The organism is Geodermatophilus sp. FMUSA9-8 (assembly GCF_037034165.1).
Taxonomy (GTDB): Bacteria; Actinomycetota; Actinomycetes; order Mycobacteriales; family Geodermatophilaceae; genus Geodermatophilus; species Geodermatophilus nigrescens.
On sequence record NZ_JBAGKE010000011.1, the window covers coordinates 176116 to 195223 of the forward strand.

Sequence of the window (19108 nt, forward strand, 5' to 3'; positions counted from 1 at the left end):
GCGCACCCAGCCACCGGTCGTCCAGAGACGCGCGACCGGGCCGGCCGACTCCAGGAGGCAACCGCCCCGTGTCCGCCCCGTCCCTCACCCGGCCGACGGCCTTCCGTCCCGCCGACCCCGACGCCGGCCTCCCGGCCACCGCGTACGGCAAGGAGAAGGGCCACCTCGAGCAGCTGGTCCTCTACGTCTTCGTCGTCGTCCCCTTCCTGGCGCTGGCCGCGATCGTTCCGGTGGTGTGGGGCTGGGGCCTGTCGTGGCTGGACGTCGCGCTCGCCGTGGCCTTCTACTTCGTCCCCCTGCTCGGGGTGACCGTGGGCTACCACCGCTACTTCACGCACGGCTCGTTCAAGGCGCGGCGCCCGCTGCGGATCGCGCTGGCGATCACCGGCTGCATGGCGATCCAGGGCCCGGTCGTGCAGTGGGTGGCCGACCACCGGCGTCACCACGCCTTCTCCGACCGCGACGGCGACCCGCACTCGCCGTGGCGCTACGGCACGGACAGCCGCGCGCTGCTCAAGGGCATGTGGCACGCCCACCTCGGCTGGCTCTTCGACCGCCGGCAGACCAACGCCGCCCGCTACGCCCCCGACCTGCTCAAGGACCGCGGCCTGCGGATCACCAGCCGGCTGTTCTCCCTGTGGGCGTTCCTGAGCCTGGCGCTGCCCGCGGTGATCGGCGGCCTGGTCACGCAGAGCTGGGCCGGCGCCTGGTCGGCGTTCTTCTGGGCCGGCCTGGTGCGCACCGGCCTCCTGCACCACGTCACCTGGTCGATCAACTCGGTCTGCCACGTCGTGGGCAACCGGCCCTTCGTCTCCCCGGGCCGTGACCGCGCCACGAACTTCTGGCCGCTGGCGGTCCTGTCCGCCGGGGAGTCCTGGCACAACCTGCACCACGCCGACCCGACCTGCGCGCGCCACGGCGTCCTGCGTGGGCAGATCGACATCAGCGCCCGGGTCATCTGGGTGTTCGAGAAGCTGGGCTGGGCGCACTCGGTGAAGTGGCCCGACCCGGTGCGCCTGGCCGCCAAGCGCCGCGCGGCCGAGCCGGCCGCGGCCTGACCGGGGCCCGGCCGACCGTGGACGCGCACGGCATGCCCCGCCCGCGCGTCCGGATGACGGGCGCGCAGCGGCGCGAGCAGCTCGTCGCGGTCGGCCGGGCGGTGTTCGCCGAGCGGGGCTACGACGGGACCTCGATCGAGGAGCTCGCCGTCCGCGCCGACGTGAGCAAGCCCGTGGTCTACGAGCACTTCGGCGGCAAGGAGGGCCTCTACACCGCCGTCGTCGACCGCGAGATGCAGCGGCTGCTCGACCGGTTCACCGGCGCCCTCGCCGAGGGCGGCAGCCCGCGCGCCCTGCTGGAGCGGGCGGCGCTGGTGCTGCTGGACTACGTCGAGGACGACACCGAGGGCTTCCGGGTGCTGTCCCGGGACTCCCCCGGCTCCGGCGCCTACTCCTCGCTGCTCGGCGAGCTCGCCCGCCGCGTCGAGTTCCTGCTCGCCGAGCAGTTCGCCGCCCGCGGCTACGTCCCGGCGCTGGCCGGGCTGTACAGCACCGCGCTCGTCGGCATGGTGGCGCTGGTCGGGCAGTGGTGGCTCGAGCACCGCTCCCCCGGCAAGGAGGAGGTCGCCGCGCGGCTGGTCGACCTCGCCTACTCGGGGCTGGCCCACCTCGACCCCGACCCGGCGCTGCGGACGACGGGCACCGCGCCGGCCTGAGGCACCGGCCTGAGGGGCCGGCCCGAGGCGCCGGCCTGAGGGGCCGGCCTGAGGCGCCGGCGCCTCAGCCGACGAGGCGGGCGCCGGGCACCGGCCCGTGCACGACGCGGACGGTGCGGAACACGCCCTCGCCGGCCAGCACGGCGGCCAGCCGCAGCGCCGCGTCCTCGCCGTCGGCCAGCGCGGCCACGGTCGGGCCGGAGCCGCTCACCAGGGCGGCCGCGGCGCCGGCGTCGGTGGCCGCCCGCAGCGCCCGCCGCAGCGCCGGCCGCAGCGAGATCGCGGGCGCCTGCAGGTCGTTGACCAGCGCCGCGGCCAGGGCCGGCGCCGGCCCGCTGCGCAGGGCGGTGAGCACCGGCTCGGTCGAGGGCGTGTCCGTGCCGTCGGGGACCCGCCCCGCGGCGCGCAGCCGGTCGAGCTCGGCGTAGATCGCGGGGGTGGACAGGCCGCCGTCGGCGATGCCGAGCACCCAGTGCCAGGGCCGGCGGGCGAGCACCGGGGTGAGCTGCTCGCCGCGGCCGGTGCCGATCGCGATGCCGCCGGCCAGGCTGAACGGGACGTCGCTGCCGAGCTGCGCGGCCAGCGCGGTGAGGTCGCCGCGGGTGGCGTGCGTGCCCCACAGCGCGTCGAGGGCGACGAGGGCGGCCGCGGCGTCGGCACTGCCGCCGGCCAGCCCGGCCGCGGCGGGGATGGTCTTGTCGACCGCGATGGCGGCGTCGGCGGCCACGCCGGCGTGCTCGGCGAGCAACTCGGCGGCCCGCCAGACGAGGTTGCGCCGGTCGGTGGGCACCGGGTCGGGCCCGCCGGCGCCCTCGCCGGTGACGGTGACCGACAGCCCCTCACCCGGCCGCACCGTGACGGTGTCGAGCAGGGAGACGGCGAGGTAGACCGTCTGCAGCGCGTGGAAGCCGTCCTCGCGCAGCGGACCGACGGCCAGCGAGACGTTGACCTTGGCGGGGGCGTGCGCGGTGACCGCGCCGTCGCCGCGGGTGTGTCCGGGTCCGCCCGGCGAGGACCAGCTCACGCGCCGGCCACCGGGGACGTCGCCGCCAGCCGCGCGAAGTCGGCCACCGAGAGCCGCTCGCCCCGGGTGGACGGGTCGATGCCGGCGGCGCGCAGCCGGGTCTCGGCCGCCGCGGCGCTGCCCGCCCAGCCGGCGAGGGCCGCGCGCAGGCCCTTGCGGCGCATGGCGAAGGCGGCGTCGACGACGGCGAAGGTGGCCGCCCGGTCCCCCGGCGGCGGGTCGTGCCGGTCGACGGCGACCAGCCCGGAGTCGACGTTCGGCTCGGGCCAGAACACCCGCCGGCCGACGTTGCCGGCCCGCCGGGCGGTGCCGTACCAGGCGGCCTTGACCGACGGGACGCCGTAGGCGGCGCCGCCGGGCGGGGCGGCCAGCCGCTCGGCCACCTCGGCCTGGACGAGCACCAGCGCCCGCCGCAGGGTGGGCAGGAGCTCCAGCAGGTGCAGCAGCACGGGCACGGCCACGTTGTACGGCAGGTTCGCCACGAGCGCCGTGGGAGGCGGACCCGGCAGCTCGCGCACGCGCAGCGCGTCGGCCTCGACGACGGTCAGCCGGCCGGCGAGGGCGGGCCGCCGCGCGGCCACCGTCTCCGGCAGCAGGGCGGCCAGCCGGGGGTCGATCTCGACGGCGGTGACGGCCGCGGCGGCCGCCAGCAGGCCGAGGGTCAGCGAGCCGAGCCCGGGCCCGACCTCGAGGACGACGTCGTCGGGCCGCAGCTCGGCGGTGCGCACGATGCGGCGGATCGTGTTGGCGTCGTGCAGGAAGTTCTGCCCGAGCGTCTTGGTGGGACGCAGACCGAGCTGCTGGGCCAGCTCGCGGATGGCGGCGGGGCCCAGCAGCCCGTCGGTCTGCTCGGGGGTGCTCAGCGGCTCGTGCTCAGGAGAACAGGCGGGAGCCGCAGTGCGGCCACTGGCCGGCGCCGGAGCGCGCATAGAGCATCTGGGCGCGCATGGTCTGCTCGTCGGCCGAGGCCTGCGACGGCAGGCCGCTGCCGCCGACGGCCTGCCAGGTGGCGACCGAGAACTGGTAGAGCCCGTGGTACTTGCCGGTGGAGCTGACCGCGTTGGCGCGGCCGCCGGACTCGCACTGCGCGAGTGCGGCCCAGTTGAGGCCGTCGGCGGTGGCCGGGACGCCGCCGGCCGGCGCCGGGCGCTCCTTGGTGCCCACGCTGACCAGCTCGTCGACCGGCGCCAGGGTGACGGCGGTGTTGAGCTGCTCGCGGGCGGTCTCGACGCCGTCGGTGACGGTCACGCGGAAGGTCGTGGCCTGCTCGCCGGCGACGCCCTCCTGGGTCACGGTCTCCTCGCCCTCGAAGGCGTTCGGGTCCTCGGTCTCGACCGTGCGGAACGGCACCGGGGCGGTGACGACCTGCTCGGTGACCGCGACGCGGAAGACCTGCAGGCGCATGGCGCCCAGCAGCGGCTGGGTGGCGAGGAGACTGGTGCGGTCGTGCTCGCCGAGGACGACGCCCTGCTCGGCGAGCAGGTCGCCGGCGGTGGCCGCGGTCGTGGTCACCACGCGGGTGGCCCCGTCGACGACGAGGGTGACGGCCTTCGGGGTGGTGATCGACAGCGCCATGCCGTCGAGCGGGAGGCGCTCGCTGCGGCTGGCGGACAGCACCATGCCGTCGGCGCGGTAGCCGAGCTGCTCGAGCGCCTCGTCGACCGACAGGGCGGTCACGTAGACCTCGCTGCTGACGCCGTCGACGGTGAGCTGCAGCGGGCGGGCGCGGTTGACCACGACCGTGTCGCCGTCGGCGACCGCGGCCTCGGCGGCGGGGAGGACGACGTCGTGCGCCTCGGTCTCCAGCCCCTCCTCGGCGAGCACCTCGCCGACGGTGTCGGCGTAGGTGCTGACCTCGCGCACCTGGCCGTCCACGGTGAGGGTGAGCGACTTCTGCGCGGCGTACCAGGCCACCGAGCCGCCCACCAGTCCGGTGAGGACCAGGGCGAAGAGGGCGAGCTTCAGCGTTCGGGACACGGGTCTCTTCCGAGGTCGGGGGCCCGGCACGGGGTCGCCCTCGGGCGGCAGCCTGCTCGGAGGGGACCCCCGGGCCGTGGCGCCACCCGGGAGGGTCCCCATCCCGGTCGGTCACGTCACGATAACGAGCCTGGTGCGTGTGGCAACGGTGCGCACGGAGTCAACCACCGGGGTGAGATGTCGACTCGGCGCCGCGCCGACACGGTGTGTGACGGACGCGCCGGATGGGGCGGGCGTGACGACCGCGTTCGGTGAGGTCAGTACGTGACGGAGGTCACGGTGTGGCGGCCGTCGCTGGGGGCAGTGGGGCCGCTTCAGCCGGCCAGCGCCCGCTCGCTGACGCGCACCGGCCGCAGCCAGGTGAGCAGGAACCCGGCGACGGCGAGGCCCGCGGCGAGCCCCGCGAACCCACCGGCGACCAGCGCGACCGGCAGCAGGTCGACGTTCGCGGTGACCCGGTCGCCGAGGTCGATGCCGCCGACCAGCAGCAGCGTGCCCAGGGGCAGCAGCGCCAGCACGCTGGTCGCCGCCGTCACCAGGTGCGCGGTCCAGGTGCGCAGCGCCTCGTCGACCGGCACGTCGGCGCCGTCGGCGGGCAGGGGCCGGGTGAGCGCGCGCAGCAGCGCGACCTCCGCGAGCAGCCAGGTGGCCAGCGGGATCGCGAGGGCCGTCCAGCCGACGGCGTCGCGCAGGTCGCCCTGCTGCCAGGTGACGACGGCAGCGACGACCTCGGCGACGACGACGGCGCGCATCGTCCACAGCAGCCACAGCGAGATCTGCTCGCTGCGCCGCGGCCGGCGGGCGGGCTCGGCCAGGCGCCAGCGCGGCCGCGGGCGCGTGGCCTCGGCGAGCACGACGCCGACGAGCAGGCCCACGATCAGCGCGGGCAGCCAGAGGAACACCGACGCCTCGGCGAACACCGCGATGCTCGCGCCGATGGCGACCAGGCCGAGCAGCAGGCCCAGCCGGCGCACCCGGCGGCCGTGCTGCGCCTGCCGCTGCAGCGTGGCCACGCCCTCGGGCGTGGGGGTGGTGAACTCGATCGCCGCGGACGCGACGGCGCGCCGGCCGGCGGCCAGGGCCCAGGCCCGGGCCAGCAGCACGCCGGGCACCAGCACGGCGATGAAGAGGACGACGGCGATGAGGCGGCCCACGCCGACCAGTGTGCCTCGCTCCGGCGCTCAGCCGGTCGGGTCGGTGCCCCAAGGGCCGAAGACGCGCTCGGCGTTGCGGGTGAGGGCGTCGCACAGCTCCGCGAGCTCCACCCCGGTGACCTCCGCCAGCGCCCGGACGGTGTGCGGCACCAGGCGGGAGGCGTTGGGCCGGCCGCGGTGCGGCATCGGCGTGAGGAACGGCGAGTCGGTCTCCACGAGCAGCTGCCCGACCGGGGTGCGGGCCGCGGCCTCGCGCAGATAGCCCGCGTTGCCGAAGGTCAGCGTGCCGGCGAAGGACAGCACGAACCCGCGCTCGGCGCAGGCCCGCGCGAAGGCCGCGTCGCCGGAGAAGCAGTGCATGACCACGTGCTCCGGCGCGCCCTCGTCGTCGACGACCCGCAGCACCTCCTCGTGCGCGTCGCGGTCGTGGATCACCAGCGCGACCCCGTGCTCCTTCGCGATCCGGACGTGCGCGCGGAAGGACGCCTCCTGCGCCGCCCAGCCCTCGGGCCCGGTGCGGAACCGGTCCAGGCCGGTCTCCCCCACCGCGCGGACGCGCGGCAGCGCCGCGAGCCGGTCGATCTCGGCCAGCGCGTCGTCGTCGGCGAGCCCCTCCCCGGCCTCGTTGGGGTGCACGGCGACGGCGGCCAGCACCGCCGGGTGCCGGGCCGCGAGCTCCGCCGACCAGCGCGAGGAGGCGACGTCGACGCCGACCTGCACCAGCCGTGGCACCCCCACGGCGGCCGCGGCGGCGATCTCGGCGTCCACCGCGGCGTCCTCGGCGGGTTCGTCGGTGCGGAACCCGTTGAGGACGATGTCGAGGTGCGTGTGGCTGTCGACGGCCGGCGCCGGCAGCGGCTCCGGGGACGGCGGCGGCTCGCCCCGCCGGTTGGCGCGGGACGCGGCCGAGCGACTCACGGGGCGTTGCCCTCCAGCCGGGCCAGCTCCTCGGCCACGATCGACTCGTCGAGCTTGCGGAACACCGGGGTGGGCGGGGACAGCGGCGTGCCCGACGGCAGCGGGCGGGAGGCCCACACCGCCTGGGCGTCGCCGTAGTCGCCGGTGATGACCGGGTAGGGCGAGCCGTCGTCGAGGTCGGTGACCTCCTCCACCCGCGGCGCCGGCGACCACACGCCGGTGCCGCCGAGCAGCTCGTGCACCTTCTGCGCCGAGTGCGGGAGGAACGGGGTGAGCAGCGCGTTGCAGTCGCTGACCGCCTGCAGCGCGGTGTGCAGCACGGTGTCCCGGCGGGCCGGGTCCTCCTTGAGCTTCCACGGCGCCTGGTCGGACAGGTACTTGTTCGCCTCGCCCACGACCCGCATCGCCTCGGTGGCCGCGGCCTTCTGCCGGTTGCGGGCCAGCAGGTCGCCGATCGGCCCGAACGCCGACGACGTCGAGGCCAGGAGCGCGCGGTCGGCGTCGGTCAGGTCCCCCGGCGTCGGGACGGCGCCCACGTTCTTCGCCGCCATCGACACCGTGCGGTTGACCAGGTTGCCCCAGCCGGCGACGAGCTCGTCGTTGTTGCGCCGCAGGAACTCCGACCAGGTGAAGTCGGTGTCCTGCGTCTCGGGGCCCGCGACGGCGACGAAGTAGCGCAGCGCGTCGGGGTCGTAGCGGGCGAGGAAGTCGCGGACGTAGATGACCACCTGGCGGCTGCTGGAGAACTTGCGGCCCTCCATGGTGAGGAACTCGCTGGAGACCACCTCGGTGGGCAGCGCGAGCCGGCCCAGCGAGCCCGGGCTGCCGCCCTTGTCGCCCTCGCCGTTGTAGCCCTGCAGCTGCGCGGGCCAGATCTCGGCGTGGAAGACGATGTTGTCCTTGCCCATGAAGTAGTAGGCGTCGGCGTCGGGCGACTGCCACCACTGGCGCCAGGCGTCGGCGTCGCCGGAGCGGCGGGCCCACTCGATGGACGCCGACAGGTAGCCGACGACGGCGTCGAACCAGACGTAGATGCGCTTGTCGGGCCGGTCGCGCCAGCCGTCGAGCGGGATCGGCACGCCCCAGTCGATGTCGCGGGTGTAGCTGCGCGGCTTGAGGTCCTCGAGCAGGTTCTTGGCGAAGTTGAGGACGTTGGGCCGCCAGCCGCGCCGCGAGTCCAGCCAGTCGCCGAGGGAGCGGGTGAACGCCGGCAGGTCGAGGAAGTAGTGCTCGCTCTCGACGAAGCGCGGCGTCTCGCCGTTGATCCGGCTGACCGGGTTGATCAGGTCGGTGGGGTCGAGCTGGTTGCCGCAGTTGTCGCACTGGTCGCCGCGGGCGCCGTCGTAGCCGCAGATCGGGCAGGTGCCCTCGATGTAGCGGTCGGGCAGGGTGCGGCCGGTGGACGGGCTGATCGCGCCGAGCGTCGTCTGCGGGAAGACGTACCCGTTCTTGAGCAGGCCGAGGAAGATCTCCTGGCTCACCTGGGCGTGGTTGACCGTGGTGGTGCGGGTGAACAGGTCGTAGCTCAGGCCGAGGGCCTGCAGGTCGCCGACGATGACCCGGTTGTTGCGGTCGGCGATCTCCCGCGGGCTCACGCCCTCCGCGTCGGCGGCCACGGTGATCGGCGTCCCGTGCTCGTCGGTGCCGCTCACCATGAGCACCCGGTCACCGGCCATCCGGTGGTAGCGGCTGAAGACGTCGGAGGGGACGCCGAAGCCGGAGACGTGGCCGATGTGCCGCGGGCCGTTGGCGTAGGGCCAGGCCACGGCGGTCAGGATGTGCCGATCACTCACGTGACGAGAGTAGTGAGGCCCGGCCACCCGCCTCCCGTCAGGAACCGGGGGCGGTGCTCGACGCCGGAGCGCCGGTGCCCGCGTCGGTCCCGACGGGGGTGCTGACGGCGAGCGCGCCGAGGGCCAGGCCGATGAGCACCACGGTGACCAGCCGGGTGCGCGGGTGGGTCACCGGCGGCTCGGCCGGGCGGCGGCGCGGGCCGGCCGCGGTCCAGGCGACCGTCGCCGACGCCGAGGTGAGCATGAGCTTGCCGACCGGCACGGCCAGCGCGAGCAGCAGCAGCGCCGGCAGCGGCAGCGTCGTCGGCAGGGCCAGGTCGCTGCCGACGGCGAGGACGGCCAGCGCGGCGAGCAGGACGATCTCGCCGCAGGCGACCCCCGCGGGGAGCCGGTGGCCCGAGCCGTCGAGCGCGGCCAGGCCGCCGGCGGCGCACAGCACGATCCAGGCGGCCAGCCCGCCCAGCGCGGCGGCGACGAGCAGGCCCGGGGGCTGCGGGGTCGCCGTCATCAGGCCGTCGAGGCCGGTCAGCGCGCCGGCCAGCAGCCCGACCGCCTCCAGCATGCAGACGGCGGCCAGCAGCAGCACGGCCGCCGGCCGCCGCTGCGGGTCGGCGGTGGTCGGGAGGGGGGCGTCGAGGACGCTGGTCGCCACGGGATCGCTCCTGGCCGGGGACGTCGGTCACCGGTCAGGTCGTCCCGCGGGCGGCGCGGCAGGAGGCCCGCCGCCCCCTCCCTCACCCCTCGGGGGGAGGGGTCAGCGCCGGGCCTCCCGGTCGGCGGCCAGCCGCCGCGCCGCGGCCTCGCCCTCGGCGCCGGCGAGCCGGCTGTGCCGCCGCCCGTAGGCGAAGTAGACGACGAAGCCCAGCGCCATCCAGATGGCGAACCGTAGCCAGGTGTCGGCCGGCAGGTTGAGCATCAGGTAGAGGCAGGCCACCGCCGAGACGATCGGCAGGACCGGCACGAGGGGGACGCGGAACGCGCGGTGGAGGTCGGGCCGGGTCCGGCGCAGCACGATCACGGCGATCGAGACCAGCACGAAGGCGAACAGCGTGCCGATGTTGACCAGCTCGGCGAGCGTGCCGAGCGGCAGGAAGCCCGCGAGCAGGGCGACGGCGATCCCGGTGCCGATGGTGATCTTGTACGGCGTGCCGTAGCGCGGGTGGACCGCCGCCATCCCCGGCGGGAGCAGGTGGTCGCGGCTCATCGCGAACAGCACCCGCGACTGGCCGAGCATCAGGATCATCACGACCGACGTCAGTCCGGCCAGCGCGCCCACCGAGATCAGGCTGGAGACGAACGACAGCCCCACGCTGCTGAACGCCTCGGCCAGCGGCGCCTCCGTGGACAGCTCGCCGTAGGGCTGCATGCCGACGACGACGAGGCTGACGGCGACGTAGAGCAGCGTGCAGATGACCAGCGAGCCGATGATCCCGCGCGGCAGGTCCTTGCGCGGGTCCCTCGTCTCCTCGGCCGCCGTCGCCACGATGTCGAAGCCGATGAAGGCGAAGAACACGATCGAGGCGCCCGCGATCACGCCGCCCCAGCCGAAGCTGCCCTGGCTCCAGCCGAACAGCGTCTGGATGAGCGGGGCGTGCCAGCCGCTCTCCCCCGCCGCGGCCGGCTCGGCCGGCGGCACGAACGGCGTGTAGTTGGCGGCCTTCGTGTAGAAGAACCCGAGCACGATGATCAGCAGGACGATGGCGACCTTGATCGCGACGATCACGCCGGTCACGCGGGACGAGAGCTTGATGCCGAGCACCAGGACGCCGGTCATCACCAGCGCGATGACGATCGCCGGGATGTTGACCGTCGCGGTCTCGCCGGCGATGGAGGTCGGCAGCGGGATCCCGATGTCGCCGAGCAGCTGGTTGAGGTAGCCCGACCAGCCCACCGAGACCGTGGCCGCGCCCAGCGCCAGCTCCAGCACCAGGTCCCAGCCGATGATCCAGGCGACGAGCTCGCCCAGCGTGGCGTAGGAGAACGTGTAGGCCGACCCGGCCACCGGGACCGTCGAGGCGAACTCGGCGTAGCAGACCGCCGCCAGCCCGCAGACGACGCCGGCGATGACGAACGAGATCGCCACGGCAGGGCCGGCGGTGGTCTTCGCGACCTCGCCGGTGAGGACGAAGATGCCGGTCCCGATGATCACCCCGACGCCGAAGACGGTGAGGTCGAGGCCCGAGAGGTTCTTCTTCAGCCGGTGCTCCGGCTCGTCGGTGTCCCGGATGGAGTCCTCGACGGACTTGACCCGTCGCGTGCCAGCGGCCACGCCGTCCTCCTGCTCGTCGCCCGGCGTTCCCGCGGGCGCCGGTCCTCCGGGCAGCGTGGCACGGGCGCCCGGTGCCCGCACGCCTACGCTGCTGCACGCCCGCCGCGGCGGCGGGGCGGGAGGAGGCGGTCGGGGTGAGCGAGGAACGGACGGGCGTGCCCGGCCCCTACGTGCCCACGACGCGCCCCCGGCCGGCCGGTGCGCCGCGCCCGGCGCCGGCCCGGCCGGACGGGGTGGGCGCCGTCGTCGACTGCGCCGTCTACGTCGAGGGCCGCCGCGAGCCGCCGGTGGACCCGATGGAGGCGCTGGAGGCCGCCGTCGAGCGGGGCGGCTTCGTGTGGCTGGGACTGTTCGAGCCGACGGAGGAGGAGCTCGGCGCGATCGCCGAGCGGTACGGGCTGCACCCGCTCGCCGTCGAGGACGCCGTCTACGCCCACCAGCGGCCCAAGCTCGAGCGCTACGACGACGACCTGTTCATGGTGCTCAAGACCGCGACCTACCTCGAGCACGAGGAGCTGACCGCCACCAGCGAGGTGGTCGACACCGGCGAGGTGATGGTCTTCCTCGGCGCCCACCACGTGATCACCGTGCGGCACGGGCAGCACGGCGACCTCGCCGACCTGCGGCGCCGGCTCGAGGACCAGCGCGACCTGCTGTGCCTGGGCCCGTCGTCGGTGCTCTACGCGGTGGCCGACCTCGTCGTCGACTCCTTCGTCGAGGTGGCCGAGCAGGTGCAGGACGACGTCGACGAGCTCGAGGCGTCGGTGTTCAGCCCGCAGCGCACCGACGACATCGGCCGGCTCTACCAGCTCAAGCGCGAGCTGATGCAGCTGCGCCGGGCGGTCGGGCCCCTGGAGCTGCCGCTGCAGAAGCTGTCGGAGCGGCAGGTCGACGTCGTGCCCGACGCGATGCGCTCGTACTTCCGCGACGTGCTCGACCACGCGATCCGCGTGCGCGACCAGGTGGCCGGGCTCGACGAGCTGCTGTCGTCGATCCTGCAGGCGTCGCTGGCGCGGACGTCGATGAACGACAACGAGGACATGCGCAAGATCTCGGCGTGGGCGGGCATCATCGCCGTCCCGACCGCGATCGCCGGGATCTACGGTATGAACTTCGAGTGGATGCCCGAGCTGCAGTGGCGCTGGGGCTACCCGATGGTCTGGCTGGTGATCGTCGTGGCGTGCTCGCTACTCTACCGCGGCTTCAAGCGCAACGGCTGGCTCTAGCCCGACCAGGCATTGGAAGCTATGCGCACGTATCGGGGCCTCTGACGTGGGCATAGCTTCCAATGCCTCGACGGTCCAGTCCGGCCTGTGGACGGCGCTGTCGCTCCACAGCTGAGCCGCTGCCGTCCGGCGGCACCGGTCGAGGTCCCACGGTCGCCACATGCAGTGGCGCGAGCACATCACCGAGGTCATCGCGGCGAACGGCGGCATCGCCAGCCGGCAGGAGCTGCTCAGACGGGTCCCGGCGACCGTGCTCGACGGCTTCCTCGGCCGGCGGACGCTGACCCGCCTCTTCCCGCACGTCTACTGCCTCGCCGGCCAGAGCGTGGACGACCGTCTGTTGCTCCGCGCGGCCCTTCGGCACGCGGGCCAGGGTGCCGCCATCAGCCACACGTCGGCGCTGGCGGTCTGGGGGCTCGTCACTCTGCGGCGTCCGGTGCACCTGACCGTCGACCAGGCGAGCCGGCGCGCGGGCGCGGCCGACCTGGTGATCCACCGACGCCTGCGCTTCCGCGTCGAACCTCCTCAGTGCGTCCTCCGCCACGGCCTGCCGGTGACGCACCTCGCCCGCTCGCTGGTCGACTCGTGGCCACTGCTGGCGGTCGACGATCGCCGTCCCCTGCTGCTCGACGCCGCACGCCGACGACTCGTGACGCCGTCCGCACTGCTCGAGGCACTGGGTGAGCGCCCCAACGTCGGCGGTCACCGCACCCTGGCCCAGGCCATCGATCTCGCGCACGACGGCTGCGAGAGCGAGCTGGAGGCACTCGGCGTCCTCGGGGTGTTCCGGCACCGCTCACTCCCGCCGGGGATCGGTCAGTACCGCTTGGCCCTGCCGCACGGCGGCATCCGGCTCGACCGAGCCTGGCCGGAGGTCAAGCTGGCGGTGGAACTCGACGGCGCCCGTCACCACACCTCGCCGGAGGACCGGCAACGCGACCTGGCTCGCGACGCAGCACTCGCCGCAGCCGGCTGGCTGGTGCTGCGATTCACCTACGCCGACGTCAGGCGGAACCCCGAGCTCGTGCGTCGGCGGGTCCTGGAGGTCTACCGGATCCGTCAGGCGCAGCTCCGCGTGGGCTGACGTGGCACCGGTGAGGCATAGGAAGCAATCCGCACGTCTGGGCGACCGATACGTGCGGATGGCTTCCTATGCCTGGTCCAGCTAGTCCTTGGCGGCGACGACGGCGTCGTAGACGGTGCGGCGCGGGAGGCCGGTGCGGGCGACGACGGCGCGGATCGCGTCCTTGCGGGTGGCCCCCGCGGCCTCCTCCCCCGCCACCAGCGCCGCGAGCTCGGCCGGCGACAGGGACACCGGCTCCGGCACCGCGCCCGCCACCACGAGCGTGATCTCCCCGCGCACGCCGTCGGCGGCCCACTCGACGAGCGCGAACAGCGGCCCGCGGCGGACCTCCTCGTGCGTCTTGGTCAGCTCGCGGCACACCGCCGCCTCCCGCGACGGGCCGAACGCGGCGGCGGCATCGGCCAGCGCGTCGGCCAGCCGGTGCGGCGACTCGAAGAACACCATCGTGCGGCGCTCGTCGGCGAGCGAGGTCAGCCGCGACCGCCGCTCCCCCGGCTTGCGCGGCAGGAACCCCTCGAAGCAGAACCGGTCGACCGGCAGCCCCGACACCGCGAGCGCCGTCGTCACCGCCGACGGGCCGGGCACCGAGGTCACCGCGACGCCCGCCTCGATCGCCGCGCGCACCAGCGTGTAGCCGGGGTCGGAGACCGAGGGCATGCCGGCGTCGGTGAGCAGCAGGACGGTGGCGCCGTCGGCCAGCGCGGCCAGGAGCCCCGGCAGCCGCTGGCGCTCCACCGACTCGTGGAAGGTCACCACCCGCCCGGTCAGCGTCACCTCGAGGTCGGTGGCCAGCCGGTGCAGGCGCCGGGTGTCCTCGACCGCCAGGACGTCGGCCGTCACCATCGCCTGGCGCAGCCGCGGGCCGACGTCGCCGGGCTGGCCGAGGGGCGCCCCACCGAGCACGAGCCGTCCGGTCACGGCGTCGAGCCTGTCACGCCGGCCCGTCGCGGCCTGCCTGCAGGGGCCCGGCGCGAGCCTGCGAGTGCCGGGGGGCAGGCAGGTCCTTTCACTACCCTGAGGCCCATGGCGGTCCTGGCTCCCGAGCGCACCGCCGCCGAGCCTCCCGCCGGCCCGCCGCCCGCCCGCCGGCGCTGGCCGCTCCCGCGCCCGCGGGTCGACCGCGTCCCGCCGCTGCCCGGCGACGCGCGGCTGTCCTGGCTGCTCACCGGGCTGCTCGGGCTGCTGACGCTGGTCAGCCGGCTGGTCGGCATCAGCTACCCGCGCACGCTGCTGTTCGACGAGGCGTACTACCCACCCGAGGCGTGGGACCTGCTGACGTGGGGTCACGAGTACAACCGCGGCTACACGTTCATCGTCCACCCGCCGCTGGGGAAGTGGCTCATCGCGTCGGGCGAGCAGCTGTTCGGCTACACGAGCCTGGGCTGGCGCTTCCCGTCGGCGGTGGCCGGGGCGGTGACGGTCGTCGTCCTCGTCCGGCTGGCCCGCCGGCTCACCGGCAGCACCCTGCTCGGCCTGGTCGCGGGCCTGCTGCTGGCCCTCGACGGGTTCGCGTTCACGGTCTCCCGGATCGGCCTGCTCGACGTCTTCCTGCAGGTCTTCGTCGTCTCCGCGGTCGCCTGCCTCGTCGTCGACCGCGAGCGGGTGCGGGCCCGCGTGCGCGCGCACCTGCCCGTGCCGGCCACCGGCTTCCGGCTCGGCCCGCGCGGCTGGCGGATCGCCGCCGGCCTGCTCTTCGGCTGCGCCTGCGCGGTCAAGTGGAGCGGGCTGTACTTCCTCGCCTTCGCCGCCGTGCTGTCGCTGTTCTGGGACCGGGCGGCGTGGCGCGAGGCCGGCGTCCCGAACCCGACGGCGACGACGCTGCGCCGCTCGCTGCCCGGCGCCACCTGGGCGCTGGCCGCCGTCCCGGTGCTCACCTACCTGGCCAGCTTCACCGGGTGGTTCCTCGGCGAGACGGCGCAGGGTCGCTGGTGGGCGCAGCGCAACCCGGAGACGGCGTTCCCGTGGGTCCCGGACGCGCTGCGCTCCTGGTGGCACATGCACGCCGAGTGGTGGACGTTCCACAACGGCCTGTCCACCCCGCACCCGTGGGAGTCGGGCCCGTGGACCTGGCTGGTCAACGGCCGGCCCATCCTGCTGTGGAACCCGCAGGGCCTCACCGACGCCGCGGGCGACCAGGTGATCCGCTACATCCTCATGGTCGGGACGCCGACGCTCTGGCTGGCGTTCGCGCCGGCGCTGGCGTGGACGGCGTGGCGGGTCGTCGCCCGGCGCGACCCCGTGGCGATCCTCGTCGCGGTCATGGTCGCCGCGGGCTGGGGCACCTGGTTCCTCAACCCCGAGCGCACGATGTTCGTCTTCTACATGGCGCCGGTGCTGCCGTTCTTCGTGCTCGCCGTCGTCCTGGTGCTGCAGGACGCGCTCGGCCGGCAGGGTGCCCCGCCGTGGCGTCGCTCGGCGGGGCTGGCCGCCGTCAGCGGCTACGTGGCCGTCGTCGCGGGCACGTTCGTCTTCCTCCACCCGGTGCTCGCCGGGCTGCCGCTCTCGCACGCGGAGTGGGTGGCCCGCATGTGGTTCCCCTCATGGTTCTGAGGACTTGAGCCGCCAACTGGTTGCGGAGTACAACCAGAGGACGTGAGCTCCTCATCCGGCACGTGGAAGCAGCCGAAGGCCGTCTACGCCGTCGCCTTCGCCTGCGTCGTCAGCTTCATGGGCATCGGCCTCGTCGACCCGATCCTGCCCGCCCTCTCCGAGCAGCTCGACGCCTCGCCCAGCCAGGTCAGCCTGCTGTTCACCAGCTACCTCGTCGTCACCGCCGTGGCCATGCTCGGCACCGGGTGGGTGTCCAGCCGGATCGGCGCGAAGAGGACGCTGGTCACCGGGCTCGCCGTCATCGTCGTGTTCGCCACCCTCGCCGGGCTGTCGGGCTCCATCGACGGGATCGTCGGCTTCCGCGCGGGCTGGGGCCTGGGCAACGCCCTGTTCATCGCCACCTCGCTGGCGGTCATCGTCGCCTCGGCCACCGGCGGCTTCGCCGGGGCGATCGTGCTCTACGAGGCCGCCCTGGGCCTCGGCATCGCGGCCGGCCCGCTCGTCGGCGGGCTGCTCGGCGACGTGAGCTGGCGGGGGCCGTTCTTCGGCGTCGCCGTCCTCATGGCGATCGCCCTGCTGGCCACCGTCGTGCTGCTCGACGAGAACCCGAGGCCGCCGCAGCGGACCTCCCTGTCCGCGCCGCTCAGGGCGCTGCGGCACCGCAGCCTGCTGACCATCAGCCTCACCGCGCTCCTCTACAACTGGGGCTTCTTCACGATGCTGGGCTACGCGCCCTATCCGATGGAGCTCGGCGCCGTCGACCTCGGCTGGGTCTTCTTCGCCTGGGGCCTGCTGGTCGCCCTGTTCTCCGTCGTCGCCGCACCCCGCCTGCAGGCCCGCTTCGGCACCGCGCCCTCGCTCTACGGCGCGCTCGGCACCTTCGCCGTCCTGCTCCTGCTCATCGGCCTGTACACCGACGTCCGGTGGGCGCTCATCGCCTGCGTCGTCGCCTCCGGCGCCGTCGTCGGGATCAACAACACGCTGACCACCCAGGCGGTCATGCTCGTGGCGCCCGTGGAGCGCCCGGTCGCCTCGGCCGCGTACGGCTTCGTGCGCTTCATCGGCGGCGGGCTCGCCCCGTTCGTCGCGGGGCAGATGGTCGACGCCTGGGACATCCACGTCCCGTTCCTCGTCGGCGCGGGCGCCGTCGCCCTGGGCGTCGCGGTGCTCGCCACCGGCCACCGCGTGCTCACCGCCGCTGACGCCGGCCTCGCCGGCGGCCACGGGCAGCCCGACCCCGCCGACGTCGCCGGTGAGGTGGCCGACGAGTTCGGCGGCGCCCCGGCCGCGGTCGACGGCGAGGTGGCCGCTCAGCACGCCCGCGCCTGAGCAGCCCTACGGTGGGCGGCACCGGCACCGGGGAGGACGACGATGACCAACCCCACCGACCGCCCGCGGGTGGCCACCGAGGTCGACGGCGACGTCTGGACGGTGACCCTGGACCGTCCCGAGGCCGGCAACGCCATCGACCCGGCCATGGCCGCCGCGCTCGCCGACGCCCTCGACGCCCGGCCGGCGGGCGCACGCGCGGTGCTGCTGCTCGGCCGCGGCGAGCGGTTCTGCGTCGGCGGCGACGTCCGCGCCTTCGCCGGCGCCGACGACCTGCCCGCCTTCATCGGCCGCCTCGCCGAGGACTGGCACGCCGTCGTCCGCCGGCTGCTGGACAGCCCGGTGCCGGTGGTCGCCGGCGTCCAGGGCGCGGTGGCCGGGGCCGGCGTGGGGCTGGTGGGGGCCTGCGACGTCGTCGTCAGCGCCCGCTCCACCCGCTTCCGCCCGGCCTACGGCGCGCTGGGCCTGTCCCCCGACGGCGGCAGCTCCTGGGTGCTGGCCCGCACCCTGGGCGCCCCGCTGGCGCTGGACCTGATGCTCACCGACGGCACCCTCACCGCCGTCGAGGCACACCGGTACGGGCTGGTGGCGCGGCTGGTGGAGGACGAGGAACTGCCCGGCGCGGCGGTCGAGCTGGCCCGCCGGCTGGCCGCCGGCCCGGTGCGGGCGATGGTCCGCACGCGCGGGCTGGTGCGCCGGGCGGCGACGCGCACCGCCGCCGAGCAGCTCGACGACGAGGCGCGGCTGATCGCCGAGTCCGCCGCCGACCCGGAGGGCCGGGAGGGCGTGCGCGCGTTCACCGCGAAGCGGCCACCGGACTTCCGGTCGGCCTGAGCGCCTCGCCGGCCCCGGCCGGCACCACGACGAGCGGGTCCGGCGTGCCGACGACGTCGCCGCGGCGGCCGGTGTAGTCGAGCACCGACAGCACGTGCCGCATGGCCTCGAGCCGGGCGCGCTTCTTGTCGTTGGCGCGCACCACCGTCCACGGCGCGTGCGGGGTCGACGTCGCCGCGAACATCGCCTCCTTGGCCGCCGTGTAGTCGTCCCAGCGGTCGAGGGCGGCGAGGTCGGTGGGCGAGAGCTTCCACTGCCGCACCGGGTCGCGCTGGCGGATGGCGAAGCGGGTGCGCTGCTCGCCTCGGGACACGGAGAACCACAGCTTGACCAGGTGCACGCCGTCGGCGACGAGCATCCGCTCGAACTCCGGCGCCTCCCGCAGGAAGGCCGCGTACTCCTCGTCGGTGCAGTAGCCCATCACCCGCTCGACGCCGGCGCGGTTGTACCAGGACCGGTCGAACAGCACGATCTCCCCGGCCGCCGGCAGGTGCTGCACGTACCGCTGGAAGTACCACTGGTTCTGCTCGCGCTCGCTGGGCTTGTCCAGGGCGACCGTGCGGGCGCCGCGCGGGTTGAGGTGCTCGGTGAACCGCTTGATCGCGCCGCCCTTGCCCGCGGCGTCGCGGCCCTCGAAGACGATGACCAGCCGCTGCCCGGTGTCCTTCACCCAGCCCTGCAGCTTGAGCAGCTCGATCTGCAGCCGGCGCTTCTCGATCTCGTACTCCCGGCGGCGCAGCAGCTCCGGGTAGGGGTGGTCCTCGCGCCAGGTCTCCGGGCGCGGGCCGTGCCCGCCCGTCCGGCCGCCCGCGAGCACGCCGCCGGTCCAGCGGCCCGGGTCGGGCTGGCGGCGCGGGCGGGGCAGCGCCGCCGCGGCCCGGTGCGGGGCCGGGAGCGCGGGCGGCGGGACGGCGTCGCGCGGCAGCGGCACGACGACGTCGGCGGGGGCGGGTGCGGCGACGTCGGCGGGGGCGGACCGGACGGCGGACGGGGGCGCGGCCTCCGGCAGCCGCAGCAGCTCCAGCGGCGCCCAGACCACGCGCGGGGTGCCGGCCCAGTCGACGCGCACGCGCGCGCGGCATCGGCCGTCGTCGTCGAAGCGCCAGCCCAGCACCTCGGCGGCGCGCCAGGCGCCGTCGAGGTGCAGCTCCGCGGGCTGCACCTCCCCGAGGGAGGCGACCCGGTCCCCGTGTGCCGCCATGCTGGTCACGCTAGGAGAGATCGCACCTGCGGAGT

17 protein-coding genes are annotated in these 19108 nt (G+C 75.0%); 7 read left to right on the forward strand and 10 right to left on the reverse strand.

Annotated elements, in window-relative coordinates:
* Positions 1-68 precede the first annotated feature (68 nt).
* Both WA616_RS21090 and WA616_RS21095 read left to right on the forward strand, forming a co-directional pair.
* Entirely contained in the window at positions 69-1058 is a 990-nt protein-coding gene (locus tag WA616_RS21090; RefSeq protein WP_336032886.1) for an acyl-CoA desaturase, read from the forward strand.
* A 32-nt stretch (positions 1059-1090) separates the two neighbouring features.
* Positions 1091-1714 (forward strand): TetR/AcrR family transcriptional regulator, encoded by a 624-nt coding sequence (locus WA616_RS21095; RefSeq protein WP_336032888.1) that lies wholly within the window; start codon positions 1091-1093, stop codon positions 1712-1714.
* Positions 1715-1778: 64 nt separating this feature from the next.
* On the opposite strand, the gene WA616_RS21100 is transcribed toward WA616_RS21095, so the two are convergent.
* The 8 genes from WA616_RS21100 to WA616_RS21135 all read right to left on the reverse strand — a co-directional run bounded on the left by WA616_RS21100 (position 1779) and on the right by WA616_RS21135 (position 10849).
* Positions 1779-2738, reverse strand: a complete 960-nt coding sequence (locus tag WA616_RS21100) for a 4-(cytidine 5'-diphospho)-2-C-methyl-D-erythritol kinase (protein ID WP_336032890.1) — start codon at positions 2736-2738, stop codon at positions 1779-1781.
* A complete protein-coding gene (gene rsmA / locus WA616_RS21105) occupies positions 2735-3667 on the reverse strand; it encodes a 16S rRNA (adenine(1518)-N(6)/adenine(1519)-N(6))-dimethyltransferase RsmA (RefSeq protein ID WP_336032892.1) in 933 nt (310 codons plus the stop codon). The genes WA616_RS21100 and rsmA overlap by 4 nt, the downstream gene beginning before the upstream one ends.
* Entirely contained in the window at positions 3612-4715 is a 1104-nt protein-coding gene (locus WA616_RS21110) for a resuscitation-promoting factor (protein WP_073418572.1), read from the reverse strand. Before WA616_RS21110 ends, rsmA begins: the two co-directional genes overlap by 56 nt.
* A 314-nt stretch (positions 4716-5029) precedes the next feature.
* Positions 5030-5869, reverse strand: a complete 840-nt coding sequence (locus WA616_RS21115) for a hypothetical protein (protein ID WP_073418571.1) — start codon at positions 5867-5869, stop codon at positions 5030-5032.
* 27 nt (positions 5870-5896) lie between these two features.
* Positions 5897-6787, reverse strand: coding sequence for a TatD family hydrolase (locus WA616_RS21120; RefSeq protein ID WP_336032896.1), 891 nt, complete (start codon positions 6785-6787; stop codon positions 5897-5899).
* On the reverse strand, positions 6784-8580 hold the full coding sequence (metG, locus tag WA616_RS21125; protein ID WP_336032898.1) for a methionine--tRNA ligase: 1797 nt from the start codon (positions 8578-8580) through the stop codon (positions 6784-6786). Before metG ends, WA616_RS21120 begins: the two co-directional genes overlap by 4 nt.
* Before the next feature lie 37 nt (positions 8581-8617).
* On the reverse strand, positions 8618-9232 hold the full coding sequence (locus tag WA616_RS21130) for a hypothetical protein (protein WP_336032900.1): 615 nt from the start codon (positions 9230-9232) through the stop codon (positions 8618-8620).
* Positions 9233-9334: 102 nt separating this feature from the next.
* Positions 9335-10849, reverse strand: coding sequence for an amino acid permease (locus WA616_RS21135; protein ID WP_336032903.1), 1515 nt, complete (start codon positions 10847-10849; stop codon positions 9335-9337).
* A gap of 134 nt (positions 10850-10983) precedes the next feature.
* On the opposite strand from WA616_RS21135, the gene corA reads away from it, so the two are divergent.
* The gene (gene corA, locus WA616_RS21140) at positions 10984-12075 is read left to right on the forward strand and encodes a magnesium/cobalt transporter CorA (protein ID WP_336032905.1); all 1092 of its coding nucleotides are present in this window, start codon (positions 10984-10986) and stop codon (positions 12073-12075) included.
* Positions 12076-12325: 250 nt separating this feature from the next.
* A complete protein-coding gene (locus WA616_RS21145; protein WP_336032908.1) occupies positions 12326-13159 on the forward strand; it encodes a DUF559 domain-containing protein in 834 nt (277 codons plus the stop codon).
* Positions 13160-13240: 81 nt separating this feature from the next.
* On the opposite strand, the gene rsmI is transcribed toward WA616_RS21145, so the two are convergent.
* A complete protein-coding gene (gene rsmI, locus WA616_RS21150) occupies positions 13241-14077 on the reverse strand; it encodes a 16S rRNA (cytidine(1402)-2'-O)-methyltransferase (RefSeq protein ID WP_336032911.1) in 837 nt (278 codons plus the stop codon).
* Between the two features lie 105 nt (positions 14078-14182).
* Between rsmI and WA616_RS21155 the strand changes: the two genes are divergently transcribed.
* From WA616_RS21155 to WA616_RS21165, 3 genes are read left to right on the forward strand one after another with little or no spacing between them, the layout of a single operon-like run.
* Complete coding sequence (locus tag WA616_RS21155; RefSeq protein WP_336032914.1) at positions 14183-15709, forward strand: dolichyl-phosphate-mannose--protein mannosyltransferase; 1527 nt, start codon at positions 14183-14185, stop codon at positions 15707-15709.
* Positions 15710-15751: 42 nt separating this feature from the next.
* Positions 15752-17038: an MFS transporter gene (locus WA616_RS21160; protein ID WP_336032917.1), complete on the forward strand. Its 1287-nt coding sequence runs from the start codon at positions 15752-15754 to the stop codon at positions 17036-17038.
* Positions 17039-17080: 42 nt separating this feature from the next.
* Positions 17081-17872 (forward strand): enoyl-CoA hydratase/isomerase family protein, encoded by a 792-nt coding sequence (locus WA616_RS21165; RefSeq protein ID WP_336032919.1) that lies wholly within the window; start codon positions 17081-17083, stop codon positions 17870-17872.
* Here the strand turns inward: WA616_RS21165 and ppk2 are convergent.
* Positions 17835-19073, reverse strand: coding sequence for a polyphosphate kinase 2 (gene ppk2 / locus WA616_RS21170; RefSeq protein ID WP_336032922.1), 1239 nt, complete (start codon positions 19071-19073; stop codon positions 17835-17837). The two genes, WA616_RS21165 and ppk2, sit on opposite strands and share 38 nt — an antisense overlap.
* Positions 19074-19108: the final 35 nt, after the last annotated feature.

Excerpts from the sequence above, each read along its gene's own strand:
- ppk2 (WP_336032922.1), bottom strand. The coding sequence starts at position 19,073 with ATGGCGGCACACGGGGACCGGGTCGCCTCCCTCGGGGAGGTGCAGCCC.
- rsmA (WP_336032892.1), bottom strand. The coding sequence starts at position 3,667 with ATGCGCGCTCCGGCGCCGGCCAGTGGCCGCACTGCGGCTCCCGCCTGT.
- WA616_RS21095 (WP_336032888.1), top strand. The coding sequence starts at position 1,091 with ATGCCCCGCCCGCGCGTCCGGATGACGGGCGCGCAGCGGCGCGAGCAG.
- WA616_RS21155 (WP_336032914.1), top strand. The coding sequence starts at position 14,183 with ATGGCGGTCCTGGCTCCCGAGCGCACCGCCGCCGAGCCTCCCGCCGGC.
- WA616_RS21165 (WP_336032919.1), top strand. The coding sequence starts at position 17,081 with ATGACCAACCCCACCGACCGCCCGCGGGTGGCCACCGAGGTCGACGGC.